8 protein-coding genes are annotated in these 13091 nt (G+C 29.5%); 4 read left to right on the top strand and 4 right to left on the bottom strand.

Going from position 1 to position 13091, the window contains the following annotated elements; all coding sequences use genetic code 11:
* Positions 1-51 precede the first annotated feature (51 nt).
* Positions 52-204, top strand: coding sequence for a hypothetical protein (locus HA151_RS06395; RefSeq protein WP_209106657.1), 153 nt, complete (start codon positions 52-54; stop codon positions 202-204).
* An 899-nt stretch (positions 205-1103) separates the two neighbouring features.
* Here HA151_RS06395 and HA151_RS06400 read toward each other — a convergent pair.
* The 3 genes from HA151_RS06400 to HA151_RS06410 are packed head-to-tail and all read right to left on the bottom strand — an operon-like array spanning position 1104 to position 6922.
* A complete protein-coding gene (locus tag HA151_RS06400) occupies positions 1104-2084 on the bottom strand; it encodes an HlyD family secretion protein (RefSeq protein ID WP_209106658.1) in 981 nt (326 codons plus the stop codon).
* Positions 2085-2101: 17 nt separating this feature from the next.
* Positions 2102-5020, bottom strand: coding sequence for an ABC transporter transmembrane domain-containing protein (locus tag HA151_RS06405; protein ID WP_209106659.1), 2919 nt, complete (start codon positions 5018-5020; stop codon positions 2102-2104).
* A 9-nt stretch (positions 5021-5029) separates the two neighbouring features.
* Entirely contained in the window at positions 5030-6922 is a 1893-nt protein-coding gene (locus tag HA151_RS06410; protein ID WP_209106660.1) for a TolC family protein, read from the bottom strand.
* 134 nt (positions 6923-7056) lie between these two features.
* Here HA151_RS06410 and HA151_RS06415 point away from each other — a divergent pair, with 134 nt between their 5' ends.
* Positions 7057-7764: a hypothetical protein gene (locus HA151_RS06415; RefSeq protein ID WP_209106661.1), complete on the top strand. Its 708-nt coding sequence runs from the start codon at positions 7057-7059 to the stop codon at positions 7762-7764.
* Positions 7765-7849: 85 nt separating this feature from the next.
* Here the strand turns inward: HA151_RS06415 and ychF are convergent, their stop codons facing one another.
* Positions 7850-8941, bottom strand: coding sequence for a redox-regulated ATPase YchF (gene ychF, locus HA151_RS06420; RefSeq protein WP_209106662.1), 1092 nt, complete (start codon positions 8939-8941; stop codon positions 7850-7852).
* Positions 8942-9085: 144 nt separating this feature from the next.
* On the opposite strand from ychF, the gene HA151_RS06425 reads away from it, so the two are divergent.
* Both HA151_RS06425 and polA read left to right on the top strand, forming a co-directional pair.
* Complete coding sequence (locus HA151_RS06425; RefSeq protein WP_209106663.1) at positions 9086-10147, top strand: efflux RND transporter periplasmic adaptor subunit; 1062 nt, start codon at positions 9086-9088, stop codon at positions 10145-10147.
* On the top strand, positions 10144-13074 hold the full coding sequence (gene polA, locus HA151_RS06430) for a DNA polymerase I (protein ID WP_209107143.1): 2931 nt from the start codon (positions 10144-10146) through the stop codon (positions 13072-13074). Before HA151_RS06425 ends, polA begins: the two co-directional genes overlap by 4 nt.
* Positions 13075-13091 lie beyond the last annotated feature (17 nt).

Genomic DNA, 13091 nt, shown 5'->3' on the forward strand with positions numbered 1-13091 from the left:
GCTCCGTCTGCAGACAGATAAATATATTCCCCTACAAAATTTAAAACCTCATTGCTGGTTGCATATTCAACAGTAACCTTGTTTGTTGTTGCTTCAGTAAGTGAAACTGTTAAGGCAAGATTCCCATCACTTTCTGAAACTACTACATCTTTTATTGATATACCCGGAATAATAGGAGTCTTTACTGGATCCTTGGGAAGATAAACAAAGGTTTCTTTTTTTGAAGTCTCAAAAGATTCATCAATTGATATATCTATTGAACTTGAGAAAAATGTATTCTCGGAAAAAAATCCAGTATCTGGATTGAAGACTAAACTATAAAGACTTCTCTCTGAATAAGAGAGATCAATATCCCTATCAAAAGATAGATTTTCATCTTTTGAGTAAAATGAATCAGCTTCATCGCTGCTAATAAATAAGCTTTCTTGTAAAGATAAATCTAGAGATTCTGAGAGTGATATATCGAAATTAACGTCATAAAGAAATGTTTGTGTGTAATATCCTGTAATTGCGTCATATGAAAAATTCTCAAAATAAACATCACTAAAAGAAATATCTAAATCTCTTTCAAAAGATAATGAAGATTGAGAATTAAATAATGTATTTGTAAAACCGGGTTCACCTGTAAAAATATCTTCAGTACCTTGCGAACTAAATATTGTCGTTTCTGAATTAATATCAAGAGTTTCTGAAAAATTAAAATCAATATCTAGGGTTGAAAAGTTAGTCTGAGAAAATGAACCAGTAAAAGGCGAAAAATATGATTGATTAGTTTCTAAAAACTCAAAATTTAAATCAAATGAAGAAGAATATTGATAATCAAAATTTGATTCAATAAAAATTGATCCTTCACTATCAATTATATTTGGCTGTTGAATTTTATTTTTGTTATTTTCTATATCTTTGTCATTGTTGTTCCACGGTAAAATATTCTGAATCCTCTCAAGGAACCCAGGATTAGAATTTAATGGTTTACCTGCTGAATCTGTAATGAATAAGCTCCTTTTTAGAACTTAATAAGTTAATTATATTTTATTCGGTTTTCTTAAAATGATGTAAAAATTACTGAAACAATAATATAAAACTTTATTTTTAATTTCTTCTTAATTTTTAATACCTTTTAGAGAATCTAATGCCCTATCAATTGAATCAGTAAGAAGACTAATAACAGGCTTATCTCTTACTTTAAGATTAACTGATACGCTTTGACCAGATCTTACTTTGTAAATATTTCCATTTTTAGTCAAATATTGCTCAGAAAGACTTATATAGGCAGGAAATCGTGGCTCTGGGTTCTGGTAATCAGATGGGAGTACTTCATCACCCACAAATTTCAAGTTCCCTTGAATAGATCCAAATTGAGTGAAAGGATAAGCATCTACCCTAATATCTGCTTCCATTTGATTTTTAACAAACCCAACATCATTATTTGATAAGAAAACTTTTGCCTCAACATCACCATCAGGAACTATATTCAACAAATTCTCTCCTAGAGTAGAAGTATATCCAATACTTTGAGGGATTAAATTAAAAACTTTACCTTTAACTGGCGATAAAATTATAGTCTTTTTTTTATCAAAATTTATCTCTTTAATTTTTGCCTGAATTTGTTTAACCTCAAAATTTACTTGGTTAACTTTTTTTTCCTGTTGTAAATATTGAATCATCTGAATTCCACCTATTTCAGCTAAAGTTGAAACTTCTTTAAGAATATCTTCTTCTAACTTCTTAGAGATTATTAATTCTTCAAGTTTTGCCTTCAAGCTCTCCTCTCTCGCAAACAAAACGTTTGAGTCAAATTCAATAAGTTTATCCCCAGCATTTACACTTTTCCCTTCACTTACATAAATTTTGCTAATAATTCCTGAAATTGGAGATTTAATTGGTCTTTCTGCACCAATTGCTTGCAGTTCTCCTCTAGCAATGACAACCTCATCAATTCTTGAAATGCATGAAAAAACGAGCCCAAAGCCAAAACTACTTGCTATTGACCAAATTAGAGCTTTTGTCCATTTTGGAGGTTGTTTGTAAACTAAATCTTGTCCAGTAGAATTTAAAAAATAATCATCAGAATTAACATTCATATTTTCGGTCATATTATCTAATTTTCTCTTTCATGAAAAAGTGCTTTATAACGGCCCGCTAAAGACATAAGTTCATTATGTGAACCGTTTTCGACTATGGTTCCATTATATAGATAAAAGATTTGATCGGCTTCAATAAAGTTATTTAATCTATGACTAATAAAAATTACCGTTTTTTTATCTGATATATTTAATAAATTTTGTAGAATTTTTTTCTCTGATTTTACATCTAGAGAGCTTGTAGCTTCGTCTAATAGTAATAATTTTGGACTTTGCAAAAACATTCTTGCCATTGCAATTCTCTGACGCTGTCCACCAGATAAATTTGCACCTCTTTCTCCTACTTCAGTACTATAACCAGAAGATAATTTCTGAATAAAGTCATGAGCGTCGGCCAACTTTGCAGCTTTAGATATCTCATCAAAATTAGCTTCTGGCTTTGCTAAAGCTATGTTTTGTTGTACGGTACCTTTAAACAAAATACTATCTTGAGGGACAACTCCAATCTGCGATCTATATGAGTATAAGTTTACTTTTGAGATATCAAAATCATCAATTCTAATAATTCCATTTGTTGGAATTAGAATCTGATTTATAAGCTTGAGTAAAGTACTCTTTCCTGAACCGCTCTCACCAACAACACCAATAAAACTTCCAGATGGAATCTGGAAATTAATATTTTTTAAAATCAATTTGCTTGTATCAGAAAATTTAAAATTTACATTTTCAAATTCAATCTTTCCATTTATTGGAGGCATTGGAGGAAGATCTTTGCCAATGATCTCTATCTCCTGAGGGTTATCAATAATATCTGAAATTCTCTCAAGAGATAAAGCTGTCTCTTGAAAGTTTTGTGACATCGTGGTTAATCTCAAAATTGGACCTGTTACATATCCAGATAAAATTCTAAATGCAATTAATTGCCCAATTGTTAATCTTCCTTGTAAAACAAGAATGGCTCCTGCCCAAATAACTAAAAGCCCTGAAAGTTGAGAAAGAAAATTGCTTGCTGATCCAGAAATAGATTTAGTTAAAGTATTTCTGAATCCCGCCTTCATCTGCTTACCATATAGTTGCCCCCATTTCCATTCGCTAGGAACCTCAATACCTTGGCCTTTAATTGTATCCAAGCTTGAAATAGTCTCAACCATATGACTTTGCAAATTAGCATTAGCTATATTTTTTTCTCTGATTTGACGCCTAATGATTGGGGATATAGATAAAGTTAATAATACAAAAAATGGAATAACAGCTAAAGCTATAAAAGTAAGTTGTATTGAATAAATCATCATTACAGCAATGTAAATTATTGAAAAAACAACATCTAAGATAAGAGTCAGAGCTGTACCTGTAAGGAATTCCCTGATTTTTTCAAGTTCACTTATTCTGCTACTGGTTTCTCCTACTGTTCGTTTTGAAAAATAAGCTGAGGGTAGTCTAAGTAAATGATTAATAATTTTCCCCCCAAGGGATAAATCTATCCTATTTGAAGTGTCAGAGAATAAATATGTCCTTAAAGAAGATAACAAAGCTTGAGCTAAAGCCATTGCGATAAGAAGAGTACCTAAAACATTGAGACTTGAAATATTGCCTTGATTTATTACAGCATCAATTATTTGCTGAATTAAAAGAGGATTAAAAAGTGCTAATAGCTGAACAAAAAAGCTCGCTATAACTACTTGTAATAAAGTAACTTTATGTCGCTTTATTGATGGTAAAAACCAGGAGAATCCAAATCTATTTTTAGGAGAACTTGGAGTCTTTTCTAAATAAAGAAACTTTAAGTCATTTTTAACGATAATATTTTCTAATTTATCAACCTCTATCCAGTATGGCTTGACAGATGGATCCCCAACATAAAATTGATTATTTTTAAATTCCCAAAGAATTATAGGTTTATTCTCATATATAAAAACAGAAGGTAATGGAATTCTTTTTATTAAACTTTTAGAATCTGGCTTCAAGGGGGTAGTTCTTAAACCAAGAAAGTTTATTAAAGCTGCTAATTTGGAAATATTTATTTGTTCATTATCAGAAAAATTATTTTGATCATCAATTATTCTTTTTAAAATGTCTTTCCTAAAAGGTAAATCAAAAAATCTTGATAACATTCTCAAACAAGCTATTGTACTTCTACTAACTCCCACCCCACTGAAATGCGGAAAGCCATCTTGATAGTTTATGGAACCAAACATATCAGAAAGAGCTTCTCTTTTGTCATTTAAATTATTCTTATTTGAGAAACCAACTTTCTCCTCTATATCCTCTCCATATGATATTTGTTTCTTATTTGACAATATGGAAAGTTTTGAAGTTTCAATCATTCTCGCAGGTAAATTTCCAATCACTTCGAACTTATCTCCATTACTTACAACATCACCTTCAATATGATTTTTGATATTATTTGAAGTTATTAGAAATTTCTTTAAATTAGATCTAAGAATATGTTTACCAGGCTTAAATAATTTAATTTTGTTTTCTGGATTTTCATTAAAGTTTTTAAGGTTTTCAATAAAGTCAATATTTTTAATTTTTAATTTATTTTCTAATTTAATCAAAATATTCAAAAACTCATATTTAGTAAAATTATCAAAGAAATTAAATTTAGTTTCATATTGTGCCAAAAAACTTAGAAAATAATCTTTTAAAAGATAATTAGCTTCAATTTTACTCGAAGCTCTTAAAGAAGTACCTTTTATTCCGCAAAGTATTTGTTCTAAACCAACAATATCACCAGTTTTATATATTTTTATAGTTGATAGTTCATTACTTTTATCTTTATAAATTAATCTCAATTCTCCTTTCATAATATGCAAAATCCCCTCTGGAATAGAATCAAAATCGCAAAAAACCTGACCTACTGAAAATTCAATTTTCTCCGATTTTTTCTTAAATAATTCTCGAAGTTCTTCTGGTATTTGATCAAATCTTTTCATAAAAAATTTTTATTTTTTGTAGAGATTAAATTTCTTACCATCCCAACAATAAATTTTATTTTGTTCAATAATAAAATTTTTGCAATTAATACCAGATGTTATTTGCTTGATTTGCTCTTCAGAATATATATTCAAATCTTGATTATCTTTTTTGAATTCAGCTTCATCTTCAGCTTTAACTTCTTCTAATTCTTCTTCAACTTCTGCTTTAACTTCTTCTAATTCTTCTTCAACTTCTGCTTTAGCTTCTTCTAATTCTTCTTCAACTTCTGCTTTAGCTTCTTCTAATTCTTCTTCAACTTCTGCTTTAACTTCTTCTAATTCTTCTTCAACTTCTGCTTTAGCTTCAGACTCTTCTAATTTGTTCTCTTCATAATTAATCGAACTCATTTCAAATTTATTAAACTCTTGAAAGTCAATATCACATGGATCATATTGGATATCTGAAACTATGTCTAAATTAGATACGTCTCTTAATTGATCAATATTATTACTACATGGAGTTATTTCTAAATCTCCAGATAATCTTTTAAGAGAAAAAAGATTATTATTATAAAAAGATACCGCATCTATAAAAGAGTTTCTTGCAAAAAGAAGATCCCTTTGATTATTAATAATTTCTCTTTGATTAGTAACTCCTGCTTTAAATCTTTTATCAGATATATCTAATATTTCTTTTTGTTTGATTACTTGAATATAAGAATTTAAGATATTTTTTTTTGCAGAAACTAATTGAGTGAATGAGTTTTCTAAACGTTCTTTTATCCTATTATTCTCTTTATTATATTTTGCCTTAAATTCCTTTTTTCTACTAATGTTCTTTTGTTTTAATTCTTTGGATCTCCCTGCATCAAATATTCTCCATTCTGAAGTTAAGGCTATAGTATTATTCATATTTTTCCTGTAGTCATTATTCTGTATTGGTGGAGATACTTCTTCTTGTCCTAACTTATAAGAACCAGAGAGAGTATTGATGATGCTAAATTTCGGTTTAATGAGGGCATTAGATTTCTTAATTCGCTTATCAGCTAACCTTATTTCCAAATTAAGTTCCTTAAGTTTTTGATTATAAAGAATTGCATTTTTTTTAGTATTTTCTAATGAGTTATTCCAAAGACCTTTAATACTGATTTGATCATTAGTAATTGCTAAAAAATTATCACTTAGACCAAGCGTATTGGAGAGTTTTCTAATTGATTCAGCTTCATCTCTATAAAAATTATTAAGCAAAACTTTATCTCTCAATAATTGGGTTTCTGCTTCAAAAACTTCTAAACGAGGAGCTAACAAGGCTTTATTTTTTGCGATAGTTGCCTCAAGGCTTTTTTTAGAAGAATTAACCATTATTTTAGATGTATTAATTTTTGCCCTTACAGTTTGAAGTTGATAATATTGACTTTGAGCTCTTAAAGTTAAGTCCTCAATTATTGTTTTTAAAGCATTTTTAGCTTTATCTACATTCAATCTTTTAATGGCAATTTCAGGCTTCCTTTCTGGATCAATTATGTCCCATTTTATTACAGTTGAGAGTGATGCTTCTAGTTGATTAGTTTCAAAATCAGTTGATGAATTAAATTCAGGATTCCTATATTCATCTCCTACTAAATAGGATGGTAATCCATTAGACTGAAGATCAATTGTTGGATATCTTAGTTTTAAAGTTGCCTTCAAGTCATATGTTGCTTGATTTAACCTCTGAAGTGCAGCTGAATATTCTTGATTATTTCTAACTAATATATCTCTTAAATTTTCGAAGCTAATTTCCTCTAATTCCTTAGATTTAGACAAATATGGATTTCCATTTATAGCATTCGGTTTAATTAGTGTAGGTTTTTGTTCTGACCTAACATTAATAAAAAAACAACTTAATATTATTAATTTTATAAAAATAAAAAATTTCATTGAATCAATCTAATTAACATTGCTAATTTGAAAATATATTCATTAATTCAAGTTTTATAAATACTATTAAACAATGAAGATTTAACTTTATCAAGTTTATGTTTTAATTTTAAAAAATCAAAAACTTATATAATATGAATTTCGAATTAAACTTTGACAGTAAAGAGTTAGCAAAACTTGGAATTTTAGAAACTTTTTTTAAAAGAAAATTAAAACACTACCTTACAAAAAAGGTACAAAAATCATTAAACACTGAACAACAATTAAAAATAATCAATGATTGGAAAAAGAAGAATTCAATAAAATCAAATTCAGAGCTTGAGGAATGGTTACATCTTTATGAATTAAATATGGACGAATGGATTAATTTAATAAATTCTGATTATCAGTGGTCTTACTGGTGTATGAATAAATACAAAGATGAATTAAGTCAATACTTTATTAAGAGAAAAGATTATCTAGATCTTTATTACTACACAATAATTAAAGTGAAAAACAAAGATTTAGCAGATGAAATTTATATAAGAATTAAAGAGGAAGAATCAACATTTGAGGAAATAGTAAATAACTTTTCAAATGATAATGAAATTTTTTATGCTGAAAAAATAGGTCCTATTTCTTTAAATAATATAGAGGATCCAATAGCTTCTCTAATCAAAATAGGGGATTTAAACCAACTATTCCAACCAAAATCATTAAATGAATTTTGGTTTATCTTAAGAAAGGATAATGTTTTGAAGGCAGAATTTAATAACCAACAAAAAATTAAATTATCTTTAGAGTTAGGGGAAAAATTTCTTCACAATAGATTTATTGAAAATCAAAAACAAAGGAATATATAAAGTTTCTCAAATTCAAAATTTGGTTGATTAAAATAACCTTTTTTTTTTTTATGAGATGAAATAGAAAAATTCTTCATTAAAAGATTTAAACATTAAATAAAAATTCCATAACATCTCCTTCATTAACTATATATTCTTTACCTTCACTTCTAAGTAACCCTTTTGTTTTTGCATTTGCAATCGAACCTGAATCAATTAAGTTTTGATATGAAATAGTTTGGGCCCTAATAAATCCTTTTTCAAAATCAGTATGAATAACGCCTGCCGCTTGTGGAGCAGTCATCCCATCTTTAATCGTCCAAGCCTTCGTCTCCTTTTCTCCAGTAGTGAAATAAGTTTTTAATCCCAATAATTTATATGTTGATCTAATTAAAGAACTTAATCCTCCCTCCTCAACTCCTAAACCCATAAGGTAGTCTTTTTTATCTTCGATTTCCAACTCTATTAATTCTGATTCAACTTGAGCAGATATTTTTATACATTCTGTATTTTCACTACTTGCAAAACTCTGAACTTTGGATGAGAAATGATTACCTTCAGCTAAATCATTTTCATTTAAATTTGTTGCGTAAATAATAGGTTTTGCAGTAAGGAAGCCTAATTGCTTAATTATTAAATTTTCTTCTTCGCTAAGAGATATTGATCTAACTGAAAGGCCTTTCTCTAGCTCTTCTTCAATTTTTTCTAGTAAGATATCTTCTTTTGCTGCCTCTTTACTAGTTCTAACCTGTTTTTTAATTCTTTCTCTTCTTTTATGGAGTTGAGATAAATCAGCTAAATTCAATTCCAGATTAATTATCTCAATGTCATCCAAGGGATCTACCTTTCCAGAGACATGAATTACATCACTATCTTCAAAGCACCTTACAACATGAACTATTGCATCAACCTCCCTAATATTTGATAAAAATTTATTTCCCAAACCTTCGCCTTTACTAGCTCCCTTTACTAGTCCTGCGATATCTACAAATTCAATTTTTGTAGGGATAATATTTTGGCTAGAACTTAAATTACCTAATTCTTGCAACCTTTGATCTGGAACTGAAACTATGCCCTTATTAGGTTCTATAGTGCAAAAAGGAAAATTAGCCGCTTGGGCCTTAGCATTTTCTACAAGTGCATTAAATAGAGTTGATTTTCCAACATTTGGTAATCCAATAATACCTGCTTTTAACATTTGAAAAAACTTATGAAAAAATTATCAAGAAAACATCTTCTAGTAATATAGTATTTACTTAACCAATCTTGGATAAGTTAATTATAATCGTCTTGATTATTTATCTAGTTCCTAAATATTCTCTACTTCTGCTTTTTAAAAGAAATGTTTGATTTAATAAAAAAAAATATAAATCTAAGAAGTGGAATTATATTGCTTTCCCTAGCTATATTTTTCGTTTTTATAACCAATTCCTTCAAGAAAAATAAGTCAAAAGATATTTCTGATTTTGTAGTTCAAGTGGAAAAAGGAATCCTTTCAGATTCAATAAATACTAGTGGTGAAGTAAAAGCAATAAGGACAAGCAATATTGGGCCTCGGAAGCAAGGTCTAATAAAAGAAATCAAAGTAGATGAGGGCGATCTTGTAAAAAAAGATCAGGTTCTAGCTTCTCTTGATGATGAAGACTTTATCTATAAAATTGAAGAACTTGAATTAAATGTAGCAAAACAAAAATCTGAATTTTTAAGAAGGGAATATTTATATCAAGAAGGTGCGGTAAGTAAAGAAGACTATGAAAGTTATAAAAATAAATACAACATTAGTAGTGCCAAACTTAATGATGCAAAAGCTGAAAAAAGTTTCTATCTAATTAAAGCTCCTTATGGAGGAAAGATAACTGCAAAATATGCGGAGATAGGGTCTTATGTCACACCAAGTACAAACTTAAGTTCAGACTCTAAAACCAAAAACTTTATTTTTGAACTATCTCAGGGTCTTGAAATTGTTGCCAAAGTTCCTGAGAGTGACATTGGCAGAATAAAAATAGGTCAAGAAGCTTCTGTAAGAATTGAGGCTTATCCGTCAAAAAAATATAGTGCCATAGTTAAAAAAATAGCTACAAGAGCTGTAAAAGATAATAATGTAATCTCATTTGAAGTAACTCTAAATTTTAAAGATATTTCTGAAGAAATTAAAATTGGAATGACTGCTGATCTTGAATTTAGAGTTGAGGATAATGAAGAAAAAATCCTTGTACCAACAGTTTCTATTGTCACTGAAAAAGGTGAAAAAGGAATTTTGAAAGTCGATAAAAACAATTCTCCCAAATTTGAAAAAATTGAAATTGGTATTAGTAGTGGAAACAAAACTTCAGTTATTAATGGATTGCAACCAGGAGAGCAAATATTTATTGATATTCCACCTTGGGCAAAGAAGAGAAAATGAGTTTAAAATCTGAAAACTCTAAAAAACCAATTTTACTTTTAGTCGATGGTCATTCACTTGCTTTTAGAAGCTTCTATGCATTTAGCAAAGGGATAGATGGAGGTTTAACAACCAAAGAAGGATTCCCAACAAGTGTGACTTATGGATTTCTAAAAAGCCTTCTTGATAATTGCAAAAATATTAGTCCTGAGGGTGTTTGTATTACTTTTGATACCGAAAAACCTACTTTCAGACATGAATTAGATCCGAATTATAAGGCTAATAGAGATGTAGCACCAGATGTTTTTTTTCAGGATATTGAACAACTAGAAATCATTTTAGGGGAAAGCCTTAATTTACCAATTTTTAAATCTCCTGGTTACGAAGCAGATGATATTCTAGGCACAATTGCAAATGATGCTTCTTCTAAAGGATGGTGCGTGAATATACTTTCTGGGGATCGGGACTTATTTCAATTAGTAGATGATCAAAAAGATATTTATGTACTTTATATGGGTGGTGGTCCATATGCAAAAAGCGGTAATCCAACTCTTATGAATGAAAATGGAGTAAAAGAAAAATTAGGTGTTGCGCCAGAAAGAGTAGTTGATCTTAAAGCTCTAACTGGTGATAGTTCTGATAATATTCCTGGTATTAAGGGGGTAGGTCCAAAAACTGCAATTAATCTACTAAAAGAAAACGATACACTTGATGGGATTTATAAGGCTTTGGACAAGATTCAGCAGAACAATGATAAAAAATATAAAGGATTCATCAAAGGTTCGGTTATAGAAAAGCTCAGAAACGATAAGCATAATGCTTTTCTTTCAAGGGATTTAGCAAAAATAAATACTGAAGTGCCTTTGATATTAAGTGATGGTTATGAATTGAAAAATATAAATCAAGAACTTCTTTCTGAGTCACTGCAAAAACTTGAATTATCAACTCTACTTCGGCAAATTGATATTTTCAATTCAACTTTTAGTAAAGGTGGTTTTGACAAAAATAAAGTGGCTAAAAAGGAGGTGAAAGATCCAGATGCCTCTAGTAAAAGTGAATTAGAAAATAGTGAAAATGAAATCCCTTTAATCAAAGTAACTGTTGTAAATGATTTTGAATTAATTGATAAATTAATTCAAAGATTAGAAAAGACCAATGAGATAGTTTCTTTAGATACAGAGACAAATAGTTTAAATCCAATCGATGCGGAACTTGTTGGGATAGGACTATGTCTAGGAGAAGAAACTGATGATTTATTTTATATACCTCTTGGTCATCAAACAAACAAAGAGACCCCCAAACAATTATCGATTGAAGATGTTTTCTCAAAACTAAGAACTTGGATAGAAGATCCCAAAAAAGAAAAGGCACTCCAAAATTCTAAATTTGACAGGCAAATATTTTTTAATCACGGACTTGATCTTAAAGGCGTAACCTTTGACACCTTGTTAGCAGACTATCTTCTTAATAATCAGGAGAAGCATGGTTTAAGTGAAATTAGTTTTAGATTATTTGGATTTAAGCCTCCTTCATTTAAGGAAACAGTTGGAAAAAACAAAGACTTTTCATTTGTTGATATTGATGAAGCTAGTATTTACTGTGGTTATGATGTATTTCTAACTTTTAAGGTTGTCAAAATTTTTAAAGAAAGGTTTTCAACAGAAAAAAATGAATTAATCAAATTGTTCGAAGAAATCGAGCTGCCCTTAGAGCCGGTATTGTCTCAAATGGAGATGAATGGAATAACCATCGATATCCCTTATTTAGAAGAACTCTCAAAAGAATTAAAAAGTACCTTAGAAGATATTGAAAGTAAAGTTTATGAATTAGCAGAGGAGACTTTTAATCTTTCTTCACCAAAACAACTTGGTGAGATCTTGTTTGAAAAATTAAATTTGGATAAGAAAAAATCACGAAAAACAAAAACAGGATGGAGTACAGATGCAGTAGTTCTTGAAAGATTAGTCGACGAACATGAAATAATCCAACATTTAATAAAACACAGAACTCTTAGCAAATTACTTAGTACATATATTGATGCTCTTCCAAATCTTATAAACGAAAAGACAGGAAGAGTTCATACAAACTTTAATCAAGCTGCTACAGCGACTGGGAGACTAAGTAGTAGCAATCCTAATCTTCAAAATATCCCGGTAAGGACTGAATTTAGTAGGAGAATAAGAAAAGCATTCTTGCCTGAAAAAAATTGGAAACTTTTATCAGCTGATTATTCTCAAATCGAATTAAGAATACTTGCTCATTTAGCGGATGAAGAAATACTAATTAATGCGTTTCATAAAAATGATGACATTCATTCTTTGACTGCAAGATTAATTTTTGAGAAAGAAGAAATTTCATCCGACGAAAGGAGAGTTGGGAAAACAATAAATTTTGGAGTTATCTATGGTATGGGTATAAAAAAGTTTGCCCGTTCAACGGGAGTGAGTACTCCAGAGGCAAAAGAATTCCTTATAAAATACAAGGAAAGATATTCAAAAATTTTCAAATTTCTTGAACTCCAAGAAAGGCTTGCCTTATCAAAAGGTTATGTAAAAACAATTTTTGGTCGAAAAAGAGAATTTAAGTTTGATAAAAATGGACTTGGAAGATTAATAGGGAAAGATCCTTACGAAATTGACCTGCAATCTGCAAGAAGGGCTGGCATGGAAGCACAGTCATTAAGAGCCGCAGCTAATGCACCAATTCAGGGTTCAAGTGCAGACATTATTAAAATTGCAATGGTTCAACTAAATAAGAAATTCATAGAAATGAATGTTCCCGCAAAAATGCTTTTACAAGTACATGATGAATTATTGTTTGAAGTTGAACCAGATTCTTTAGAAATTACGACGAAATTAGTAAAGAAGACTATGGAAGATTGTGTAAAACTAAATGTGCCTCTTTTAGTTGATATTGGTATTGGAGACAATTGGATGGAGACAAAATAAACCTTATGAAATACTTA

The organism is Prochlorococcus marinus XMU1419, from assembly GCF_017695955.1.
GTDB lineage: Bacteria > Cyanobacteriota > Cyanobacteriia > PCC-6307 > Cyanobiaceae > Prochlorococcus_A > Prochlorococcus_A marinus_AD.